We start from the raw sequence: 19,907 nt of genomic DNA on the forward strand, positions 1-19,907 counted from the left end.
ATTTACAAGGGAGACAACCATGTTAGAGTTATTGAAAAGTCTGGTTTTCGCCGTTTGCATGGTGCCTGTCATGATGGCGATTATTCTCGGGCTGATTTATGCGTTTGGTGAGTTATTCAACATCTTTTCAGGTATTGGCCGTAAAAAGACCTCCTGAGTCTCCACGCATAACGCCATTTATAACGCCCGGTTTGCCCGGGCGTTGCTGTTTCTGGCTGGCAGGGAAAAACTTATTTTCCCTGTTTGTAGTAGAAAACAGCAAATCACTAAATTTCAGCAGTCCCCAATAGCAGGTAACTGATAACGGTTTTTCTGTCCCGCGTTTATCATCCGGTTTAACCGGGATTTTTCGTTGTAAAGCCACCCGTTTTTTTGCCGATAAATGTTATGAGAATCACAGGTGTTACGTTATATTGCGAAATATACAACGAAAAACCTGGAGATAATCATGGCTAAGAAGTGGGTAAAACTGGCAGTGGGTGTCACTTTATCATTGGGAATGGCGGCACAGGCGGTGGCAGATAATGCCAAAATCACTGTTTTTGCGGCTGCCTCTTTAACCAATGCGCTGCAAGATATTGCAACCCAATATAAAAAAGAGAAGCAGGTTGATGTGATCGCATCTTTTGCTTCATCCTCAACACTGGCCCGCCAGATTGAGGCTGGTGCACCGGCTGATTTATTTATCTCTGCAGACCAAAAATGGATGAATTACGCAGTCGATAAAAACACTATTGATACCGCCAGCCGTAAAACGTTGTTGGGTAATAGTCTGGTGCTGGTTGCGCCAGCCGCTGCTTCTCAGGGCGCGGTAACAATTAACGATAAAACTGACTGGGTGGCATTATTGAAAGGTGGACGTCTGGCTGTGGGTGACCCGGCTCATGTTCCGGCAGGGATTTATGCAAAACAGGCACTGGAAAAATTGGGTGCCTGGGATACACTTTCCGCAAAACTGGCTCCCGCGCAGGATGTGCGCGGTGCGTTAGCACTGGTTGAACGCAATGAGTCACCTTTGGGGATAGTCTATGGCTCTGACGCAGTAGCCAGCAAAGGGGTAAAAGTGATTGGAACCTTCCCGGAGGATTCTCATCCGAAAGTTGAATACCCCCTTGCGATGGTAAAAGGGCATACTGATGCTCAGGTGAAAGCATTCTATGAATACCTGCAAGGCCCTGAGGCAGCAGCAGTATTCAAACAATATGGGTTTACGACGAAACAATGATATTGACTGATCCCGAATGGCAGGCGCTCTTACTCAGCCTGAAAGTTTCAACATTTGCTGTTTGTGTGAGTTTGCCATTTGGGATTGCGTTAGCATGGGTGCTGGTTCGTTGCTCTTTCCCCGGGAAATCTTTACTGGATGGCATTGTCCACCTTCCTCTTGTTCTGCCGCCTGTTGTTGTCGGTTACCTGTTGCTGGTGGTAATGGGGCGCAATGGCGTGGTTGGCCGTTTTCTTTATGAATGGTTTGGCCTGACATTTGCCTTTAGCTGGCGAGGTGCGGTAATGGCTGCGGCGGTGATGTCGTTTCCTTTAATGGTGCGGGCCATCCGCCTCGGGCTGGAGGGGGTGGATCAGCGCCTGGAGCAGGCAGCCAGAACCCTTGGTGCCAGCCGCTGGCGCGTGTTCTGGACGATTACACTGCCACTGACACTGCCGGGTATTATTGTCGGTACAGTTCTGGCGTTTGCCCGTTCACTGGGCGAATTTGGCGCTACCATCACTTTTGTTTCCAATATTCCTGGTGAAACCCGCACACTTCCTTCTGCAATGTACACCCTGATTCAGACACCTGGTGGTGAAGGTGCTGCTGCCCGGTTGTGCGTTATCGCCATTATCCTGGCTTTATGTTCACTGATGATTTCTGAATGGCTGGCCAGGTTGAGCCGTCGGCGTATAGGGAGAGAGTAATGCTGGAGCTGCAGTTTACCCAAACACTTGGCACACACCGCCTGCATATTGATGAAACCTTGCCTGGCAAAGGGATTACCGCCATTTTTGGAGTGTCTGGCGCCGGGAAAACGTCGTTAATTAATGCGATAAGCGGCCTGACTCGCCCCCAGGAAGGGAAAATAGTACTCAATGAGCGGGTGCTGAGTGACACCGAACAGGATGTCTTCCTTGCCCCGGAAAAACGGCGTATAGGCTATGTCTTTCAGGATGCACGCCTGTTTCCCCATTACCGTGTGCGTGGCAATTTGAAATATGGTATGGCAAAAAAAATGGCACCACAGTTTGATAAACTGGTGCAATTACTGGGGATAGAACCACTACTCGAGCGCCTGCCAGGCAGTCTTTCCGGTGGAGAAAAACAGCGGGTGGCGATTGGCCGCGCCTTGCTGACAGCACCGGAACTTCTGCTGCTGGATGAGCCTCTTGCTTCACTGGATATTCCCCGCAAACGCGAAGTGCTGCCATACCTCCAGCGGCTGGCTCAAGAAATCAGCATCCCAATGCTGTATGTTACGCACTCGCTGGAAGAGATTCTGCACCTGGCGGAAAAAGTGCTGGTGCTGGATCAGGGGCTGGTTAAAGCCTACGGTAATCTGGAAGACGTGTGGACCAGCCAGGTTATGCACCCGTGGCTGCCGGAAGAGCAGCAAAGCACAGTGTTTAAAGTGACGGTGCTCGAGCACCACCTGCACTACGCCATGACAGCTCTTGCGGTAGGCGACCAGCATTTATGGGTACACCGCCTGGAGTTACCTGAAGGGGTCGCTGTGAGGATTCGCATTGCGGCATCGGATGTGTCACTGGTGCTTATCCCGCCGCAAAGTAGCAGTATTCGTAACATTCTGCGTGCCAAAGTGGTTGAGTGCTATGACAACGAGAAAGGGCAGGTTGAAGTTCGCCTGGAAGTGGGCTCCCGCACACTCTGGTCACGTATCAGCCCGTGGGCGCGTGATGAACTGGCGATTAAGCCTGGCCTGTGGTTGTACGCACAGATAAAAAGCGTTTCTATTACCACGTAATTTTCGGCGGTTATGCAGCAGCATCTACAATACCAGCCAGAGAAAACTCGGGCATGTTCAAAGTCGTGCTGCCTGATGGAAACGACACTGCGGCGCTGATGCTACTGGTTAATGGTTGTATCGGTTATTTATCGGTAGCATAATCTCTCGTACCCGTTCAAACACAAGGAGAGGTAATGACCTGGCAGGGTGTTGATATTACTACTGGTGGCCCGGCATTAAGTATATGGCCGCCTGTTATTTATTATTTTGTGTCAATCATTGTCGGTGGGGGGGTATATATTGGCAGGCACTTTGTTGAAAAATACGCCAATATTACAGTTTTTTTGATTTACGTTTTTTGTGTGCTATTCATTGCAGCGCTTCATTATTGTCTTTTCAAATTTGGTGCGGAGTTTGCCAGTGGTGTACTCAGGGTGCATTTAGATGTATATGCTTATGATTCTATACACTTTGGCTCAATTGCATTTGCACTTGTCTATATTTTTGCAGTTCCATCAAAGTTCAAGTAATTGTAGATGTTGGAGAGCAAGGAAAGTCCAATGACCTGGAATGACATTGTAATTACAGCTTCGATATGGCCTCCCGTGATTTTTTATATTGTGTCAATCGTTGTAGGTGTATTGTTATACGTAGGGAAGTACTATGTACATCGCCGTGCTAATTTTACTATATTCATTCTTTATGGGTTAGTTGTGGGTGCTGCCGCCTCGGTGCAAATGTGCTTATATAGGTTTGGTGAAGGCTTTGCAAAAGATATATTAAGGGTGAACTTAGATGTGTATGGATACGATTCAATATATAATGGCGCATTTATTTTTTTTCTAATATACATTTTTGCTATGCCAACAAAATTTAAATAATCATACCTAAGAACAAGGAAAGTACTATGACCTGGAATGAAATTGTAATCACAAATTCAATATGGCTCCCCATAATTTATTATATTGTGTCAATCATTGTTGGCATTTTGCTATTCGTTGGTAAGTACTATGTGCATCGTCGTGCTAATTTTACTGTCTTTATGCTTTATGGCCTTGTTGTGATCTTTTGTGGTGGTGGCCAACTGGCACTTTTCAGGTTTGGTGGTGATTTTGCCAGAGATATACTAAGAGTAAACTTAGATGTATATTCATATGATTCAATTTTCTATGGTTCATATCTGTTTGCTTTAGTGTATGCTCTTGCAACTCCAATTAGATTTAAATAATCACCCCCAAGCACAAGGAAAGTACAATGACCTGGAATGATATTATAATAACAGATTCAATATGGCCTCCAGTGCTATACTATACTGTATCAATCATTGTTGGTATATTACTATATATTGGTAAGCTCTTTGTACACCGCTATGCTAACCTTACTGTATATGTATGCTATGCTTTGTTTGTTACTCTATTTTCTGGTATTCAAGTATGTATATTCAGATTTGGAGGTGATTTTACTAATGCAATATTTGGCATTGATTTGGATACACTCGCGTATAAATCTATATATAATGGTGCTTTTGTGTTTTTCCTTCTGTATGGTATCGCTATACCTACAAGATTTAAATAAATACACCTATTCTTGGCGGTGTATTGTTGACTGGGGCTGAAGTACTACATTAATAATGTTAACCAGAAGATAATAGTTTGTGTCAGGATGATTTTTATTAAAATTGTGATTTAAGTCTAATCCTATTGACTGAGAGAAAACTAAAAAATACTCATTGACTGGTTGAGTACTGGTGGTTTAATAACAGTAAAGGAAAGCAGGGAGGTTACACCATGCCACTACATAACCCGGAACAGGGCGATTTTGAAAGCAAGGCTAGAGAATTAGAAGGTATTGCACGTCTTATGGGAATGAGATGGAGCATGGGAATATCTGGTACCGATGAGTTTGTTCATGAGCAACAAGTGTTTATCGATAGCCTGAAACGGGATATTATCACTAACTGCATGTCATACCGGTATGGTATAGACGAGATTAACCGTAGAATCGAAGAGCTAAAAAAGCAAAATAATTTACTTATTTCCCAAGAAGTAGAAATGTATGCGATCATAGAGAAGAAAAAAGAAGAAAAATTAAATACTTTGGTCCTTGCTGAAGTTGGCTTTCTTTCTGGGTTGGCACAGGTGGTTGGTGGTGGATTAGTCTGTGCTAGAACCAGGGGCTCCGCATGTGCTAAGTATGGCATTCCAAATATTATACAGGGTGCTAATAACGTGTATGAAAATGGCTATTATGTTATTTTTATGAAAAATACTACAGGAACATTAAGAGATGCATATCATTATGTGGCACATAAACTAGGGGTATCGAATGATACGGCGGACCTGGTATATGGAGCTGTAGACCTTGGACTTACAACTGGTAACTATACAAAACTTGTTATGTTATCGAGAGAAAAATCTTGGTCATTATTCAGGCATATACGATCGGATTTTATTCGAGGTTGGCAGGAAGCAGGAAAATTAACTATGGGGATGGATGTGATAGGTTCGATAGCTAATTTATATCAGATGTATAAAATAGAAACAAAACCAACTATAAAACCAGTTACAGAACAAGGAAAAAATAATGAACTGGCAGGATATTGATATTTCTTCTGGTGGGTCGACACTAAGTATGTGGCCGCCTGTTATTTATTATTTCGTGTCAATTATTGTCGGTTGTGGGTTATATATTGGCAGGCACTTTATTGAAAAATACGCCAATATTACAGTTTTTTTTGTTTACGGTTTTTTTGTGCTGTTAATTGCAGCGATTCATTATTGTCTTTTCAAATTTGGTGCGGAGTTTGCCAGTGATGTACTCAGGGTGCATTTAGATGTGTATGCTTATGATTCTATACACTTTGGCTCAATTGCATTTGCACTTATCTATATTTTTGCAGTTCCATCAAAGTTCAAGTAGTTGTACATGTTGGAGAGCAGGGGAAGTACAATGACCTGGAGTGATATTGCAATAAAAAATTCAATATGGCCTCCAGTAATATACTACATTGTTTCAATTGTCGTTGGTGTGCTGTTATTTGTTGGTAAGTACTATGTACATCGCCGTGCTAATTTAGCTGGCTTTCTACTTTATGCATTCTTTGTTATTACCATTACAACAGTACAATTTTGTTTGATGCGGTTTGGTGCGGATTTTGCAAAGGATATACTAAGAATAGATTTAGATGTATATGGATATGAGTCAATATTCAATGGTACATATATTTTTGCCATTATATATGGCCTTGCATTACCAACTAAGCTTAAATGCTCATAGTCTCCGGTATGTTGCAGGGAATTATTGCGGATTATGGCAACAGTCATGCTTAAAATCCGCTGTTGTAAATACCACTACTTTATTTCCACATGCTTTTCGGGTGTAGCCAGAAGCCCGGAATAAACTGGTTCTTAAACCGGGCTGTGGTTTTATCAACAAAAAAAAGGTGTACCAACACGCTATTTACAACAAATTACGGGTAATAAAATCGGCAATACCTGTTTGTGTATTATCAGTGATAACCTGGCTTGCGTGCTGTTTAACTTCATCGGCAGCATTCCCCATCGCTACGCCCATACCGGCACTTTCCAGCATGCTGATATCGTTAAAGTTATCGCCGAACGCCACCACGTTTGCCATGCTTAAACCCTGAGACTCAACCCACTGCGCCAGGCGCTTTCCTTTACTGTTACCCGTCTGAGCAACATCAACCTGATCATGCCAGGACCACTCACAGGTCAGACCCAGTTCCTGTTCAACCAGTGCGGTAAATTGTTGCAGGCGTGGAATATTGTCATCTGTCAGAGCGAACTTCCATATGGACTCACACTGATCTACTTCCTGCTCTAAAGAGGCAACATGCAAAAATACCGGGCGCTGCGCTTCCGGTAATGTACTGGCCCATTTCCGGGTACGCTCCACATGCCCAACATCATGCTGATACAGCATGGCGTCGTCGACATACATCAGCCCGTGCACCTGGTGTTTTGCCAGCAGCTTCACCACTGCATGAGCCTGCTGGTGTGAGAGCGGGTCGGATGAAAGTACTTTTTTTGCGTGATAATCATACAAGTGTGTTATGCTTATACAAACAAAAATTAGAAGGTCGTCCATGAAAAAAGTCTTTGTGTATCACCGTGTTAGCTCAGATCAGCAGCTCGACGGGTCAGGCATCGCACGCCAAGCAGAACTATTAGAAGGCTACTTAGAGCGTACTGGTATTTGTGCGGAAATGGATGATCCAGCCCCAGTAGTACTATCGGATCAAGGTGTCTCAGCCTTTAAGGGTTTAAACATCTCAGAGGGTGAGTTAGGGGCATGGATGGAACAAGTACGTAATGGTATGTGGGATAGTTCTATTTTGGTAGTGGAATCTATAGACCGCTTTAGCCGTCAGAACCCGTTTGATGTGATGGGTTACATCAATGCTCTGATGGCACATAACGTAGCTATTCATGATGTAATGGCTAACATAGTTATCAGCCGTAGTAATTCTAAAGATCTACCTTTTGTAATGATGAATGCTCAACGGGCATATGATGAATCTAAGTATAAAAGTGATCGTATTCGTAAAGGCTGGGCGAAGAAACGCGAACAAGCATTTAACAAAGGTACTATTGTAACTAATAAACGTCCTCAATGGATCGAAGTAGAAAACGATAAGTATGTAGTTAATGAGAAAGCGGCAGTAGTTAAAGAGATTTTTGCTCTTTATCAAACTGGCATGGGATGTCCAACTATTGCCAAGCAACTTCAAAGGAAAGAAGGTGAGCAATATAAATTTAATCGTCCGTGGACTGGTGAACTTGTCCATAAGATTCTTACTAATCGCCGTGTAACAGGTAAGATATTCATTTCAGAAATCATCCGTAACCATGATGATATTGAAAATCCAGTAACTCAGAAAAAGTACGATATGGACGTGTACCCTGTAGTGATTAATGAAGAAGAATTTGAATTAGTACAAGGATTGCTTAAGTCTCGTCGTCCAAATGCTGGACGAGTTACCGTAAAGAAAGATGGACAGGAAGAGGTATTGATTAAAAGTAATTTGTTTAGTGGTATCGCACGTTGTACTGAATGCGGCGGTCCAATGTATCATAATGTGGTTCGTGCTAAACGTACACCAAAGAAAGGCGAACCCAAAATTGAGGAATATAGATACATCCGTTGCCTCAATGAACGTGATGGACTTTGTGAAAACAAAGCTATGACCTATGAAACGGTAGAACGATTTGTAGTAGAACATTTGTTAGGGATGGATCTTAGTACTGTAATGAAAGAACAGGAATTTAATCCTGAAATAGAAGTATTACGTATCCAGATTGATCAAGTAAAAGAACAAATCACTAACTATGTAAATGGTATTGAACGTCGTAAAAGTGCTGGTAAAATTATAACTTTTGATATGCGTGAAGATCTCGATGATGCTAAATTAGAGTTAGAGAGATTGTTAGCACGACAGGCTTCATTAGCTACAGTACAAGTAGATGTACCAGTACTACAGGATGTTAACGTTACTGAATTGTATAATGTGAATAACGTAGATATACGCACACGTTATGAGAATGAACTTAACAAGATTGTTTCTAATATTCGTCTAAAGCGTAATGGTACATCTTACACTATTGATATTAACTATAAGCAGAATGAGCTAAAAAGACATGTACTTTTTATTGAGAATAAGAAGAAAGAACAAACGTTAATCAGTGAGGTAATCATTGAAGATGTAGATGGTGCTAAGTTCTATTATACTCCTTCATTCATGATCAGGCTTAAAGATGGCGAAATTCGTTTTCAGCAGACTAACGAAGATCTTTCAATCATTGATTACTCACTATTGCTAAACTACGTAGATGCTGTAGATGGCAATGATGCCGTAGGCCTTTGGATGCGTAACAATTTTAATTTCTTAACAGCATAACCGCACTTTACTACGATTCACATAATCTGTAAGAACATCTGAAATTTTTAGGTGTTTATTATGTCATGCTAAAATTGTCTCACTATCCCAACTTAGACGGGCGGTTATTTTGGCCTAGGAAGTAAATCAACCTCTAACCCCCGAAAAGGGGGTTTTAATGCCTACTATAATTGGTGGCTTTTCATCCTCTTGTAATCATGTATGATTATGGACACAAGTTAAAGCAGCCGTGAAGATATGTTAAGTATCGATGGTAGCTTACTTGCGTCCGTAGTATGTAAATTTAACAAATTTATAACATAAGGGTTAACAGCAATGAGTATGTATGAAATTGAATGTCCACAGACTGGCGAAGTATACGATGTAGAACCAAGTAATTTTATTGATGATTCAGGTGATTATTGTTTTGAAACTCCAGAAGGTTTACGTTTCATCGCAACGTTAGAAGTTGATGATGATTGTAATATCACGTCTGTAATTGATTATTCTGAAAACGTAGGTGCAGATATTGCTACCAATTGTTGGTTATAACTACATAACTGATCATTTTAAAGTAAATCCACTAAATACTCCTATAACATTAATAATAGGAGTATCGAAATGTTTGATTGGTTGTTCACTTCTTTAATACTGATTATCGGATTTATCATCTTAGTAACGGGGTTTATCAAGTACGTATTACTTGGGTGGATTATTTACCTACTAATTATAGTGGTATTATGGATTATAGCCCGTATTTGGCTATGTTTCCGAAAATAAAATACTAAATAGATAGTAGCAAGTGACATTATTACAATAATATCTTCGAAATTTGGGATGCTCAAAAATATTATGATATAATATAGCTATCGAAGATAAATATTTCCATAATTTCCAATGATATTTTAGCCCTATGGCAATCATAGGGTTTTTCTTTGGATTCGGAAAAGCACAAAAAGAATTTATTTCAAAAGGAGAAAATATGAAGGAATTGAAATCTCATCCTGTGAGCGTAAAACTAAATGATACTCAAGTAAAACTACTTGAAAAACTAATACAAGAAGGAAAAGCGAAAACTAAAGCAAGTGCGATACAGTACCTAATTAATCAGTACTCAATACTAAACAGTAAGTAATAAACAACGTTTGATACTATCGTAAAAAGTATTATCTCATTGTACTAGCAAGGAATGCTATGTACGCAATATCATGGAAGACACAGTAATGGAAAAAATCAATGACCTAAAAGGTAATAAAGGAAAATATCATAAAGAAGCTCTAAGAGCATGGCATAACATACATCATAGAGTACTCAATTGTCCATCCTATACTAATGTATTAATCTGCGAAGAATGGTATACATACAGTAATTTCTATAAATGGTTCAGTAACAACTATGTTGCTGGATGGGATATAGATAAAGATATAAAGGGCGGCAATGAATATAGTCCATCAAATTGTTTATTCGTGCCGAAGGAAGTTAACTTACTCTTTCGTAATGTAGATACCAGATATGATAAAGGCGTAGTACGTAATGGTGAAGGTTTTCAGGCACAAATTACAATCGATAGAAAGAATGAGAAGTTAGGTACATATCAAACAATCGAACAGGCACACGCAGCATATGAAGTTGCCCGTACTGAGAGGTTGAAAAAACTATCATTACAATATCCATCACTATCAAACATTATCTAATAAAAATGGCCTGAGTGCTAGGAACACATCAGGCCAGTATTAATCAACATCATTTTATAAAGGTATTTATTATGACCAAAAAGAAAGATCCAAGCGAGTTACAAAAACGTGGACGAAAACCGAAAGAACACGACAATGCAGAATTACAAGATCATCTAAGGGGAGTACGCTACCTCAATCAACTTACAGATGAAGCACGTAGAGTAATATCCAATTCAGTAAAAAGTTACTTTGAGAAGAACAAGAAACGTAAGACTTTTGCAAACAAAAACATGCTGCTATTAGTAACTTCTACACGCTACATCACTGATATATCTATAAAGCACAATATAGAGTTCTACGATGCTTTTACACAAAAGGAGTATGGCGATTCATCAGTACGTGATTACAAGATGGTTACGATAGCCATATGTGAGGGTTTAAATGAACTTCTAAACAGTGGTAAGCCTATCAGAAGTGATACGCCAGAGGGAGCACAGTACTTAACAGGTGAGGAAGCGTATCAACTACGCGAAGCTATTGATGCTGGGTGCTCTAAAGCCGATTTACTAAAGGTTATAGCTTCAATTTATCCCGAATTAAAACATTCTATGTAGTGTTTTAATTCAGGGTCAAATGTCGTAATTCGGGTTAAAGTGGCGTTTTATAGGGGGAATTAGCGATTTAGGTGCTACATTTAGTAGCGAGAATGGCATGAAACCACAATATATAGAGATTCCCGAATTTCGACACCATAATTAAAAATTATTAAGACCTCTTGAACTACGTCCAAATCGGTCTTTGAGTGCCTACACGCCCTGCGGTCGTATAGTCACTGAAACACAAATTAAACCGATCCTTGCGTTTTTTCTCGCTAGTACTCGAAAAGAACGCGAGGGATTTTACTCGCTTTCGCTCAGACAAGTAACAGTACTGTCAAAGTAACAAAAACCCAAGAGCTACTATCAAAGTAATTAATCAAAGTATTTGTGAGTCACCACGGAGTTACGCCTGAACGAGTCACCCGCACACGCAGCCGCCCACAGAGGGCATTACTAACAAGAAGGAATACCTAATGAAACCTAACTGGAAACACGGCCAGTATTGACTTTATTAAATATTTCTCTAAAGGGGTTCACTTTTTAATTCAGTCTGGAATAATAAACTTATCAAACACACACGAGGATGATAGAAATGACCACATACACAAAGATTTATGGGAGATATGCCGTTAACGCTGATAAAGTAGATACGGTTATATTGTATGATGGAATTACTAACCAGCAATTACCATCAGATGCACAAATCAATTTACCAGTTAGTGATATCCAGAAAATGTTTGAACAGGCCTATAATAGGAAAGGTGATTCAGATACTTTCGATAACTAATTCACTACTAAATATGAATTAGAAGATAAAGCCGCAAATTATATGCGGCTTTTTTACTGGGCAAAACCTGTATGCTAATAATCCCAATTATATGTACTTACCAAACAGTGTAATACCTACTGGATGGTACTGAGTAGTAGAGAGGCCAGCCAGTTGGCAGGGATGCTTGAAAAAATTCATTGTATTAATTTAATTTTTTACAGCCTCATTTAAGCATTATCAGTAAATACATTGAAGGGTTAGCTATACTAACCTAATAACAGGATTTAAATATGCTTAGAACAGAATTTCAAACTTATGATGATGATTCATTTTACTTTCTATATGTTACAGACAAGATAAGAATAGAAACTGATGGCGATAGTGGTTTGGTACTTGAACATATTGGCTCATTTAGGCAAGAACCAATAGACATGAACTATTATCTGAACCTGCCAGATGATGAGGCTGCTTACTTCCAGCAATCATTGGTAAACTCAGAACTGGATACAATAATTAAGGGGATGAATATTTTATATGTCAATTTATACTGGAGTCTTCATAATCCCCCTTCAAAGGTATAGGGGGAGTATATCCGATTACAAACTATGATTTTTATATCTTGGAGTTCTAAATCTGAATTGACGAATACGATTGTCATCATTATTCGATGTGTCTTTTATTTTTTTATCACAAAAAAATAATGTTGTTCCAACAGAATAAATAAAGGCGAGGAAGTAGAAGATAGATAAATATAGATGGCTGCTAAATATATTATAAAAAGAATAACAAAAACATGCGAGCCATACAGCTATAATAAACCTGCTCAGATAAATGTTTATTTTTGATACTGATGGTCGCTTTGTATGCTCACTTTCGAAAAAAAATGCTTTGTAAAGATTTCCTGTTATGTAGTATTCAATTTTATCAATTATAAATTCCCAGTTCTCTTGCCAATACTTGCTGCCAACATTTACATAATAAAAACAGCAAGAAAATACAACGCCAATTATGGCAATGGCTGGGGCAAGATGGCTATAACGGTAATTAGATAAAGTTAGCCCAAAAGCAGTAGTAACAACAGTGAAAAAAGCGAAGAAATAAGTAGCACGTTTCCAGTATAACTCTATTTCAAACTTTCTAATATCATGGGCTTTTTCTAACGCAAGTCCTAACATCTTATGATGTCGTGATTCTTCTTCGAAACTCGACACATCTTCTTCAAAGAAATGGCTAAAAAACTCTCTATCTTGCGGACGTATAACTATTGCATTTTTTACTTTCATTTTGATTTATTTCCGTATATATGATAAGAATTACTTTACCACTATAAACTCAATCGAGTAAACTAGACTTTCACGCCCCCCCACGGTGGGTAGGTTTGTTAAAGGTGTGGGTGTGGCGTGAAACTAACCTCAAGTTATCTCTACCTTCTTTTATGGTAGTGAGAAATCAACTCATGAAAGAAAAACAGTGCTAAGTTCAGTCAATGAATAATTTACTGTAGTGCTTCATAATATTATTATGCGATGATCTTACAGTTTTGTATTTCTCACCAATTTGTTTATCGTATTCGAAACTGTTTTGTAATCTAAAACGCGTATCATCAGGACCAATTGCTAAAGCCTCACCAATTTTATATGACAAAGCTAAATGAGAATCTATAATTTTTATGAAATCATCATTGTTTATTGCTCTTAATCCCCATAGCTCCATTCTTTCCAACACTGTACGTAAGTTTATTGTGTTCTTTCTATAACATATTTCTCTTTCTGAAATAGTATTCCATCGGTTTCTGAAAATTTCAGAGTCACCTTGTTCATCTGGATCAGTATTGATTAAATTCTTAGTATCATTGAATAAGTAAAATGCTTCCTGCTGTAATCGACAGAATTGCTCTATAAGTTCATCTGCGAACTTAAATTTTCTTTCATTAAGCTTCGGCGAAAGCCAGTCCTTAGCATTCCTTGCCGCGTAAACAGCTACAATAGCCATAACGCCATTACATGCCGCACTAAACCAATCTGAAATACTACCAAATTCCATTATATTTTCCTGTAAATCACCAGACATTAAAAATAGTATATAGTATTCTATTGTGAAAAACTTTACGCATCCATATCTTCTCTTAATGTTGATAACCGCAATCTGAATAAGCATGTACGCTTCATTCCTTTTATGAAGCGTACAGAATTGAGTAATATCATTCGTAGATGAATTGTAATACTGATTTTAACTTATGTTCGCATGTTGGGTTTAGATTAATGTCTCCATCTAAATAAGCCTTAATCCTTTTCCAGGCATTGAAGGGCTTACCTCCTTCTGATGGAGCGTTTCCATCAATAACTGGATCCCATAGAAGATGTTCAAATGTATCATCTACCCGATATACATTAGCATCACCCACGATTTCGCTTATTTTTATATTCGCACGGAAAGCGTTAATCGCTGATAAATTTTCAATTTCCTCTTCTGTCATACCTTTCCTATCAGTATCATGAACAACCTTATAAGGTATATTAAGTTTTGAGAGTATTCTTGCGATTGCTGGAATTGTCCATTTACCGCCTGCGGAAACGATCGTTGTATCTCTTATAAGATTTTTATCTATATTTAGCTTGTCACATAGTTCAGAGGCAAATCTAAGTATTGCTACTTCCGTATCACCTTCAACAACTACAACACGTTTTGCAAAAAATGCTTCACAGACAGTTGGATGAAAATCTAATGCGGCTCTGAGCATTTCCCTTTCATTATATTCGGCATCAATGTGAAATATTGTATCATCAATTTCATGGACAGTTCTTTTCCCTTCATGGTTGTCTTTTATTAACTTCAATGAAGAAGGGTTTTCAGCGATGTCGATTAAAAATGGTGAATGTGTGCTAACAATAACTTGGCAAGCAGAGACAGATGATTTCTCTCTAAGTTTATCTCTAAGTAATCTCATTAAATGAGGATGAATATATAGTTCTGGTTCTTCATAAAGAATTAGTGTTGAACGTTGTGATTCTGTTACTTCGAAAAGAGCATTTGACTCGAGCAAGGCATAAGCCAACGCTCTTTGAACACCACTTCCTTGATATTCAAGTTGAGTTTCTAATTTATCTTCTATAACTAATGTCGCGGCTTTCATCAAAGCAGCATTGATATCTATTTCTGTTAAGCTCAACTTAACCTTAGATTTTAAATCCATGACTTGATTAAGTGATTCAGTTATTGATTCCATTAACTCTTGAAGTCCTTCAATCAGTTCACCATCTAATTCACCTTTCATTTTTTTATGTAATTGTTCGAGAGATGAGGTGTATTGTGTGAAAGAAGAATCGGCTTGAAGAACAGGGTAAACCCTATTGGAAAATAGGAATCCAAAAGGTGTCCCTTTTTGAGATTTAAGATCATCTTCAATTTTGAAACATGCTGGAATATATAAAACATGTGGTAAGGCTTGCTGTAGGCTATTTTTAAAATTGATTCCTTCTGAAGTCCAGCATAGTTCTGATGTGACTTTTTCTGGATGTCGTTGTTTAATCAATCCAACTACATCATTTTGCATTTCTTTATATGCTTTGCTGTTATTACAATCTAGTTCACGGATTATATCGAATAGCCATGGGATGTTTCTGGCGGCGGTTATAGATGTTGTGAACTCATCTATTGACTCTTTGCTGTAGTAAGCTTCATAACTCGGAGTACCCATACATTCATTATCGTGATCCCATTTGGTTCTTACTCTAATGTTTAATTCACCGTTGTGAATTAAGTTAGATATGGCTGGTTTAGATCTTTCTGCATCCTGTATATCTGAAAAGGTACCAGTTATGATCATTTCATCATTACTGGCTATACGAAATGGCCAATCTTCGGATGTAGGATTTGTTGTATCAACGAGGATTTTAATTGCTTTGAGTATTGTTGATTTCCCGATGTTATTTGAACCAATTAATGTAGTGAAGTTCTCGAGACTAATAGATGCAGAAGAAATGCCTCTGAAGTTTTTTATATCTATCCGAACGAGTTTCATAGAATAACCATATCAAGAAAAGGGTTCTTACAATTAACATAACTTAAAATGTTATGCACTAAAATTTACTGAAAATGTGATATGCGTTGATAGGTACAATTATTACTTGGCTAATAATTAATTTTGGTAAGTATTTAGGATATATCCTCAGTCTTTCTGTTAATAGATTGAGTGATGCGTTAACTTTCAGTGTTAGGTGTGAGATTTAGATTCTGAATGAAAAGTTAATCATAAATAGATTGTCAGGGATGACTGAAAAAATCGTTTTATTTTAACAAGTAGATAAGGTACTCCCTGGTCATTTTAAATACCGCGTAGTTTCGCCGCACCCTTTTTAAAAAATATATAAAGTTTTGAACCTAATTCATTCAATGAGGTTTTATGACATACCTACAACTATCACATATATACGGTTATGATCCGGCAACTGTTAGCCGTGATTGGAAAGCCAGAGGCTTAGATATAAGCCAAACAGACGAGGAAATATATCAATGGGTACAGGACAACGTACTAACACCATTGAGAGGACAAACAGATCTAAAAGAAGAAACCCAACGTGAACAATTACGTTTAGCAAAAGCTAAAGCTGACATTGAAGAAATGAATGCGGATCAACTAAGACGTAATTTAATTGAAGTCGATTATGTAACTGAATCACTATCAAGCTACTTACTTCAACTAAAGAATATGTTGCGTAGTATTCCTAACACAACATACGTAGAACTATTCAGTAGTGAAGATGCTAACCAATTGAGGGAAACACTCAAAGATAAAATAGATGAAGTACTACGTGATATTGGAAATTACGAGTACGAGGAAGAAATAGAAGAATATGAAAATGGAATTTCAGAATCAGAAGAAATTATTGAAGATAATGAATCATGCAGTGAAGAACATACTACCGCCTCAGAAGATAAAGCCGAGTGATTGGGTAGAGAAGAACTTAAAGTTTTGTGATGGTGAATTACAAGGTTCACCAATGCGTTTATACGAATTCCAGAAAGAACCTCTTAACGCAATTATTGAACCTGGAGTACGTAAGGTTGTGCTAATGAGTTCAGCACAGCTTTTGAAAACAACAATAGTTACTGGTGCTTCATTGTACTTTCTACAGCACGACCCATCAAATATGGTTATTGCAGGTACAACAGCAAACACAGTTAAGAAGTACAAGAATGGTAAGTACGATCCAACAATTCAACTAACACCATCACTTGCTAAATTAATCACGAGTAAATCAGATAAAACAAAAACAAATGATGCCACTACCCAGGAAACAACAGTTGGTACATTCAATTACTTTGTATCTCTTAACTCACCATCTACGCTACGTGGCCTAACTGCTAAACGTGTCTTTTGTGACGAGATCTCAGGCGTTGAGACAGACGGTGATGAAGGGAACCCCATAGCCCTTGTATCACAGCGTTGTGAATCGTTCCGCGATTCCTTAATCATGATGTGCTCTACGCCGTTAGTACCGGATGATCCCATATGCCAGGAATTTGCTATGAGCGATCAGCGTTACTTTCATGTGCCTTGCCCTAAGTGCGGTGATGAACAACGCCTGATATGGGAAAACGTTAAATTTAAATGGAAGGTGATCGACGGTGGCCCCTCAGTGTCAGCTACCGTGTTAAGTCAAGAAAAAATAAACTTCAACTTTTGGTGAATAGCATCCTGTGTACTGGGGGACTATCAGCAAACTGCCTGCGCTAGCTTTCGATTTATCGTAGACACCTTCTAATCAGCCACCAGAGACTTACGTTAGTGAATCCAGTGCCACATGGAACCACCGCATCATGTCACTTTGCATGCACCGTGCTCATCAGAAAATCGGTATTCTGCATCGAACGGTTTTTGTGTTTTCAGTACGCCATAGCACCAGTGAACAAGTTTTCGCATAAGTGCGCCAATGGCACACATTTTTGCCTTGCCACGCTGGCATAATCGCTCATACATTGCCTTCATCGCCGGGTTAAATCTCATGCCGCACAACGAAGCCAGATAGAGTTTTGCACGGAGCTCCGGCGGCCCGATTTTTGACAACCGCCCCCACCCTCGGACTGAAGTACCTGAGTTCTTTTCAACAGGCACTACACCGAGAAAGGCAGCGGCCTGTTCCGCTGTTTCGAAGTGATGGCAACGCAGGATGACCAGCATATTCAGACCCAACAGAAAACCTACGGATTTTATTGATGTCAGCAAATCAAAATTCCTTTTTAATTCAGGATGCTGATCGAGGTGGCTTTGTATGAGAGCATCCAGGTGCTTCAGTTCTGCATTTAAACTTCGGAGCATGTTTTCTATGGATTCAGTAATAACAGCAGGGGTATCTGTTGCCCTGCATTTTTCCAGTCTGTTTTTTTCGCGGATACTGTCTGCAACAAGAGCGTCACGACGACGCAAAAGTGCACTGAGATGGAGGATATTATCCGGTGGAGGGATCCACGCTTCAGGTGCTTTAAGCGCGCCGTAACAGGCAAGCATATAAGCATCAACCCTGTCATTTTTCGTCAGGATCCCCATACCACGGGCAAATTCTCTACTGCGGTATGGATTGGCAAGCGATATAATCGCACCAGCCTTGTGAAGGCCATATGCTAATGATTCGTGATAAACGCCCGTGGCTTCCATAATGATATGGACATTTTTTAACCCGACATGCTGTTTGCAGAGCCAACTAATTACAGCAGTGGCCGCATTAAAATCGTTTTTAAGCTTGCGCGTTTTCACCTTGCCTTTTATGCCTTCGCACAGCAGACACAAATCCAGGGTTTTCTTGCTGACGTCAACACCTAACTGAAACATAGCCGTTTCTCCTTTCACAGAACCATCACGCCTATTACCCTTGTACATGCAGAGTCATCGCTCTTGGCAACCGTTCAATGTTAATGCTGGCGTGAAAGGTGAAGCGGAGGGTTTTAGCTGACACCGAAGGTCGTAGCCTTAAGGATAGTTACTGACTCACTCCGCCTCATGTGCTGGTAGCTAACCACCACATTGTTATTACATACAAGGATAGTTGTCACCCCCTCTGAAAAAACACCTGAGGGCGATGGAGTGACAAATGAAACGTATTTCACCGGAGCGTAAGGCTGCAACACTGGCGAAATTACTTCCCCCTTACAACATGACCGTGACTGCTGTTGCACAGATGGAAGGAATATCCGAAGCTACCCTGTATAACTGGCGTAATCAGGCTAAAGCAGAGGGGAAACCGGTGCCGGGTAACAGTAAAAACAGCGAACAGTGGTCAACAGAGGCGCGTTTTGCCGCGATCGTCGAAACAGCCACACTCAGCGAGGCTGAGATCGCAGAATACTGCCGTAAAAAAGGGCTTTATCCTGAGCAGCTTATTCAGTGGAAACAGGGCTTTATACAGACTGAGGCTCCCGCCGATAAAGCGGCCCTGAAGCAAAGCCAGAAAGAGAATAAAGCACTGAAAAAAGAGCTTGTTCGTAAGGATAAAGCCCTTGCGGAGGCGGCGGCCATACTGGTGCTGCGAAAAAAGCTCACGGACTATTACGGGGAAACGGACGGGGAAGACTGACGCCTGCTGATGAGCGGAAGCGGTTCATCCAGTGGATTAATGAAGCCGTGGTCTCCGGTGCAAGACGTGCCGTCGCCTGCCGTGAAGTGAACATCAGTCTGCGTACCTTGTCAGCAACACTGATATAAGACCGGAAAGGGGGTGCGGACGATTTCCTGGACTGATTGATTAGATTAACCCCAGTCTTTTCCGGTACGTTTCAGGGCTCACTGCGCCCAGCGACAGCTTGATCCGATGACCATTGTACCATCGGATGTAGCCGTCCACCTGCTTCATAAAGTCATCCAGCGTTACACCTGACCAGTTGCGACCATAAAACATCTCATTTTTCAGCCGCCCGAAGAACCCTTCACACGCCGCATTATCCGGAGAGCAGCCTTTGCGCGACATAGAGCGCACCAGGCCCGAGGAGGATATCCTCTGTAACCACCCCGGC

The 19,907-nt window shown here is 40.1% G+C and carries 26 protein-coding genes and 1 pseudogene; 21 read left to right on the plus strand and 6 right to left on the minus strand.

Features of this window, described 5'->3' with window-relative positions; translation table 11 throughout:
• Window positions 1–19: 19 nt before the first annotated feature.
• The 11 genes from A9B99_RS09795 to A9B99_RS09845 all read left to right on the plus strand — a co-directional run bounded on the left by A9B99_RS09795 (window position 20) and on the right by A9B99_RS09845 (window position 6,233).
• A complete protein-coding gene (locus A9B99_RS09795; protein ID WP_064597035.1) occupies window positions 20–157 on the plus strand; it encodes an AcrZ family multidrug efflux pump-associated protein in 138 nt (45 codons plus the stop codon).
• A gap of 291 nt (window positions 158–448) precedes the next feature.
• Complete coding sequence (gene modA, locus A9B99_RS09800) at window positions 449–1,225, plus strand: molybdate ABC transporter substrate-binding protein (protein ID WP_064597037.1); 777 nt, start codon at window positions 449–451, stop codon at window positions 1,223–1,225.
• Window positions 1,222–1,914 carry a molybdate ABC transporter permease subunit gene (gene modB, locus A9B99_RS09805; protein ID WP_036109221.1) on the plus strand — a complete coding sequence of 231 codons (693 nt, stop codon included), beginning with the start codon at window positions 1,222–1,224 and terminating at the stop codon, window positions 1,912–1,914. The genes modA and modB overlap by 4 nt, the downstream gene beginning before the upstream one ends.
• Window positions 1,914–2,975 carry a molybdenum ABC transporter ATP-binding protein ModC gene (modC, locus tag A9B99_RS09810; RefSeq protein ID WP_064597039.1) on the plus strand — a complete coding sequence of 354 codons (1,062 nt, stop codon included), beginning with the start codon at window positions 1,914–1,916 and terminating at the stop codon, window positions 2,973–2,975. Before modB ends, modC begins: the two co-directional genes overlap by 1 nt.
• Before the next feature lie 176 nt (window positions 2,976–3,151).
• Entirely contained in the window at window positions 3,152–3,487 is a 336-nt protein-coding gene (locus A9B99_RS09815; RefSeq protein ID WP_064597040.1) for a hypothetical protein, read from the plus strand.
• A gap of 30 nt (window positions 3,488–3,517) precedes the next feature.
• Entirely contained in the window at window positions 3,518–3,838 is a 321-nt protein-coding gene (locus A9B99_RS09820) for a hypothetical protein (protein ID WP_064597041.1), read from the plus strand.
• A 26-nt stretch (window positions 3,839–3,864) separates the two neighbouring features.
• Window positions 3,865–4,185, plus strand: coding sequence for a hypothetical protein (locus A9B99_RS09825; protein ID WP_064597042.1), 321 nt, complete (start codon window positions 3,865–3,867; stop codon window positions 4,183–4,185).
• Window positions 4,186–4,211: 26 nt separating this feature from the next.
• Window positions 4,212–4,532: a hypothetical protein gene (locus A9B99_RS09830; RefSeq protein ID WP_064597043.1), complete on the plus strand. Its 321-nt coding sequence runs from the start codon at window positions 4,212–4,214 to the stop codon at window positions 4,530–4,532.
• 212 nt (window positions 4,533–4,744) lie between these two features.
• A complete protein-coding gene (locus tag A9B99_RS09835; RefSeq protein ID WP_064597045.1) occupies window positions 4,745–5,560 on the plus strand; it encodes a DUF4225 domain-containing protein in 816 nt (271 codons plus the stop codon).
• On the plus strand, window positions 5,541–5,876 hold the full coding sequence (locus A9B99_RS09840) for a hypothetical protein (RefSeq protein WP_064597048.1): 336 nt from the start codon (window positions 5,541–5,543) through the stop codon (window positions 5,874–5,876). Before A9B99_RS09835 ends, A9B99_RS09840 begins: the two co-directional genes overlap by 20 nt.
• Window positions 5,877–5,906: 30 nt before the next feature.
• Window positions 5,907–6,233 (plus strand): hypothetical protein, encoded by a 327-nt coding sequence (locus A9B99_RS09845; protein WP_064597051.1) that lies wholly within the window; start codon window positions 5,907–5,909, stop codon window positions 6,231–6,233.
• A gap of 183 nt (window positions 6,234–6,416) precedes the next feature.
• On the opposite strand, the pseudogene A9B99_RS09850 reads toward A9B99_RS09845, so the two are convergent.
• Window positions 6,417–7,046 (minus strand): annotated as a pseudogene (locus A9B99_RS09850) (pyridoxal phosphatase); the annotation flags it as partial.
• A gap of 19 nt (window positions 7,047–7,065) precedes the next feature.
• Between A9B99_RS09850 and A9B99_RS09855 the strand changes: the two are divergent.
• The 7 genes from A9B99_RS09855 to A9B99_RS09880 all read left to right on the plus strand — a co-directional run bounded on the left by A9B99_RS09855 (window position 7,066) and on the right by A9B99_RS09880 (window position 12,481).
• On the plus strand, window positions 7,066–8,877 hold the full coding sequence (locus tag A9B99_RS09855) for a recombinase family protein (protein ID WP_064597054.1): 1,812 nt from the start codon (window positions 7,066–7,068) through the stop codon (window positions 8,875–8,877).
• A gap of 315 nt (window positions 8,878–9,192) precedes the next feature.
• Window positions 9,193–9,408 carry a hypothetical protein gene (locus tag A9B99_RS09860; protein ID WP_064597056.1) on the plus strand — a complete coding sequence of 72 codons (216 nt, stop codon included), beginning with the start codon at window positions 9,193–9,195 and terminating at the stop codon, window positions 9,406–9,408.
• A 361-nt stretch (window positions 9,409–9,769) separates the two neighbouring features.
• Window positions 9,770–9,991 (plus strand): hypothetical protein, encoded by a 222-nt coding sequence (locus A9B99_RS23825; protein ID WP_156519032.1) that lies wholly within the window; start codon window positions 9,770–9,772, stop codon window positions 9,989–9,991.
• A gap of 88 nt (window positions 9,992–10,079) precedes the next feature.
• A complete protein-coding gene (locus A9B99_RS09865) occupies window positions 10,080–10,550 on the plus strand; it encodes a hypothetical protein (protein WP_156519033.1) in 471 nt (156 codons plus the stop codon).
• Window positions 10,551–10,621: 71 nt separating this feature from the next.
• The gene (locus A9B99_RS09870) at window positions 10,622–11,146 is read left to right on the plus strand and encodes a hypothetical protein (protein WP_064597059.1); all 525 of its coding nucleotides are present in this window, start codon (window positions 10,622–10,624) and stop codon (window positions 11,144–11,146) included.
• A 577-nt stretch (window positions 11,147–11,723) separates the two neighbouring features.
• Window positions 11,724–11,918 carry a hypothetical protein gene (locus A9B99_RS09875; RefSeq protein ID WP_064597064.1) on the plus strand — a complete coding sequence of 65 codons (195 nt, stop codon included), beginning with the start codon at window positions 11,724–11,726 and terminating at the stop codon, window positions 11,916–11,918.
• A 272-nt stretch (window positions 11,919–12,190) separates the two neighbouring features.
• Complete coding sequence (locus A9B99_RS09880; protein ID WP_064597067.1) at window positions 12,191–12,481, plus strand: hypothetical protein; 291 nt, start codon at window positions 12,191–12,193, stop codon at window positions 12,479–12,481.
• A 15-nt stretch (window positions 12,482–12,496) separates the two neighbouring features.
• Here A9B99_RS09880 and A9B99_RS09885 read toward each other — a convergent pair whose 3' ends face one another.
• The 3 genes from A9B99_RS09885 to A9B99_RS09895 all read right to left on the minus strand — a co-directional run bounded on the left by A9B99_RS09885 (window position 12,497) and on the right by A9B99_RS09895 (window position 15,921).
• A complete protein-coding gene (locus tag A9B99_RS09885; RefSeq protein WP_064597070.1) occupies window positions 12,497–13,183 on the minus strand; it encodes a RipA family octameric membrane protein in 687 nt (228 codons plus the stop codon).
• Window positions 13,184–13,379: 196 nt separating this feature from the next.
• Window positions 13,380–13,943: a hypothetical protein gene (locus A9B99_RS09890; protein ID WP_156519034.1), complete on the minus strand. Its 564-nt coding sequence runs from the start codon at window positions 13,941–13,943 to the stop codon at window positions 13,380–13,382.
• 157 nt (window positions 13,944–14,100) lie between these two features.
• Window positions 14,101–15,921, minus strand: coding sequence for an ATP-dependent nuclease (locus tag A9B99_RS09895; RefSeq protein ID WP_064597074.1), 1,821 nt, complete (start codon window positions 15,919–15,921; stop codon window positions 14,101–14,103).
• A gap of 381 nt (window positions 15,922–16,302) precedes the next feature.
• Here A9B99_RS09895 and A9B99_RS23830 point away from each other — a divergent pair, with 381 nt between their 5' ends.
• Window positions 16,303–16,848 (plus strand): hypothetical protein, encoded by a 546-nt coding sequence (locus tag A9B99_RS23830; protein WP_064597077.1) that lies wholly within the window; start codon window positions 16,303–16,305, stop codon window positions 16,846–16,848.
• On the plus strand, window positions 16,754–17,590 hold the full coding sequence (locus tag A9B99_RS09905; protein ID WP_082917856.1) for a phage terminase large subunit family protein: 837 nt from the start codon (window positions 16,754–16,756) through the stop codon (window positions 17,588–17,590). The genes A9B99_RS23830 and A9B99_RS09905 overlap by 95 nt, the downstream gene beginning before the upstream one ends.
• A gap of 128 nt (window positions 17,591–17,718) precedes the next feature.
• On the opposite strand, the gene A9B99_RS09910 is transcribed toward A9B99_RS09905, so the two are convergent.
• Window positions 17,719–18,729: an IS110 family RNA-guided transposase gene (locus A9B99_RS09910; protein ID WP_064597083.1), complete on the minus strand. Its 1,011-nt coding sequence runs from the start codon at window positions 18,727–18,729 to the stop codon at window positions 17,719–17,721.
• A 259-nt stretch (window positions 18,730–18,988) separates the two neighbouring features.
• Between A9B99_RS09910 and A9B99_RS09915 the strand changes: the two genes are divergently transcribed.
• Window positions 18,989–19,471: a transposase gene (locus tag A9B99_RS09915; RefSeq protein ID WP_064597086.1), complete on the plus strand. Its 483-nt coding sequence runs from the start codon at window positions 18,989–18,991 to the stop codon at window positions 19,469–19,471.
• Between the two features lie 168 nt (window positions 19,472–19,639).
• Here the strand turns inward: A9B99_RS09915 and A9B99_RS09920 are convergent.
• Window positions 19,640–19,907: IS3 family transposase (locus A9B99_RS09920; RefSeq protein ID WP_156519035.1), on the minus strand; the 268-nt coding region annotated here is incomplete at its 5' end.

It is taken from the genome of Mangrovibacter phragmitis (assembly GCF_001655675.1).
GTDB classification, from domain to species: Bacteria; Pseudomonadota; Gammaproteobacteria; order Enterobacterales; family Enterobacteriaceae; genus Mangrovibacter; species Mangrovibacter phragmitis.

What these genes read in the sequence shown, in the direction of transcription:
- A9B99_RS09870 (WP_064597059.1), top strand. Translation starts at nt 10,622, where the DNA reads ATGACCAAAAAGAAAGATCCAAGCGAGTTACAAAAACGTGGACGAAAA.
- A9B99_RS09875 (WP_064597064.1), top strand. Translation starts at nt 11,724, where the DNA reads ATGACCACATACACAAAGATTTATGGGAGATATGCCGTTAACGCTGAT.
- A9B99_RS23830 (WP_064597077.1), top strand. Translation starts at nt 16,303, where the DNA reads ATGACATACCTACAACTATCACATATATACGGTTATGATCCGGCAACT.
- modB (WP_036109221.1), top strand. Translation starts at nt 1,222, where the DNA reads ATGATATTGACTGATCCCGAATGGCAGGCGCTCTTACTCAGCCTGAAA.
- modC (WP_064597039.1), top strand. Translation starts at nt 1,914, where the DNA reads ATGCTGGAGCTGCAGTTTACCCAAACACTTGGCACACACCGCCTGCAT.
- A9B99_RS09905 (WP_082917856.1), top strand. Translation starts at nt 16,754, where the DNA reads ATGAAAATGGAATTTCAGAATCAGAAGAAATTATTGAAGATAATGAAT.
- A9B99_RS23825 (WP_156519032.1), top strand. Translation starts at nt 9,770, where the DNA reads ATGGCAATCATAGGGTTTTTCTTTGGATTCGGAAAAGCACAAAAAGAA.
- A9B99_RS09910 (WP_064597083.1), bottom strand. Translation starts at nt 18,729, where the DNA reads ATGTTTCAGTTAGGTGTTGACGTCAGCAAGAAAACCCTGGATTTGTGT.
- A9B99_RS09915 (WP_064597086.1), top strand. Translation starts at nt 18,989, where the DNA reads ATGAAACGTATTTCACCGGAGCGTAAGGCTGCAACACTGGCGAAATTA.
- A9B99_RS09795 (WP_064597035.1), top strand. Translation starts at nt 20, where the DNA reads ATGTTAGAGTTATTGAAAAGTCTGGTTTTCGCCGTTTGCATGGTGCCT.
- A9B99_RS09855 (WP_064597054.1), top strand. Translation starts at nt 7,066, where the DNA reads ATGAAAAAAGTCTTTGTGTATCACCGTGTTAGCTCAGATCAGCAGCTC.
- A9B99_RS09895 (WP_064597074.1), bottom strand. Translation starts at nt 15,921, where the DNA reads ATGAAACTCGTTCGGATAGATATAAAAAACTTCAGAGGCATTTCTTCT.
- A9B99_RS09840 (WP_064597048.1), top strand. Translation starts at nt 5,541, where the DNA reads ATGAACTGGCAGGATATTGATATTTCTTCTGGTGGGTCGACACTAAGT.
- A9B99_RS09860 (WP_064597056.1), top strand. Translation starts at nt 9,193, where the DNA reads ATGAGTATGTATGAAATTGAATGTCCACAGACTGGCGAAGTATACGAT.
- A9B99_RS09865 (WP_156519033.1), top strand. Translation starts at nt 10,080, where the DNA reads ATGGAAAAAATCAATGACCTAAAAGGTAATAAAGGAAAATATCATAAA.
- A9B99_RS09825 (WP_064597042.1), top strand. Translation starts at nt 3,865, where the DNA reads ATGACCTGGAATGAAATTGTAATCACAAATTCAATATGGCTCCCCATA.
- A9B99_RS09835 (WP_064597045.1), top strand. Translation starts at nt 4,745, where the DNA reads ATGCCACTACATAACCCGGAACAGGGCGATTTTGAAAGCAAGGCTAGA.
- A9B99_RS09815 (WP_064597040.1), top strand. Translation starts at nt 3,152, where the DNA reads ATGACCTGGCAGGGTGTTGATATTACTACTGGTGGCCCGGCATTAAGT.
- A9B99_RS09845 (WP_064597051.1), top strand. Translation starts at nt 5,907, where the DNA reads ATGACCTGGAGTGATATTGCAATAAAAAATTCAATATGGCCTCCAGTA.
- A9B99_RS09885 (WP_064597070.1), bottom strand. Translation starts at nt 13,183, where the DNA reads ATGAAAGTAAAAAATGCAATAGTTATACGTCCGCAAGATAGAGAGTTT.
- modA (WP_064597037.1), top strand. Translation starts at nt 449, where the DNA reads ATGGCTAAGAAGTGGGTAAAACTGGCAGTGGGTGTCACTTTATCATTG.
- A9B99_RS09830 (WP_064597043.1), top strand. Translation starts at nt 4,212, where the DNA reads ATGACCTGGAATGATATTATAATAACAGATTCAATATGGCCTCCAGTG.
- A9B99_RS09820 (WP_064597041.1), top strand. Translation starts at nt 3,518, where the DNA reads ATGACCTGGAATGACATTGTAATTACAGCTTCGATATGGCCTCCCGTG.
- A9B99_RS09890 (WP_156519034.1), bottom strand. Translation starts at nt 13,943, where the DNA reads ATGGAATTTGGTAGTATTTCAGATTGGTTTAGTGCGGCATGTAATGGC.
- A9B99_RS09880 (WP_064597067.1), top strand. Translation starts at nt 12,191, where the DNA reads ATGCTTAGAACAGAATTTCAAACTTATGATGATGATTCATTTTACTTT.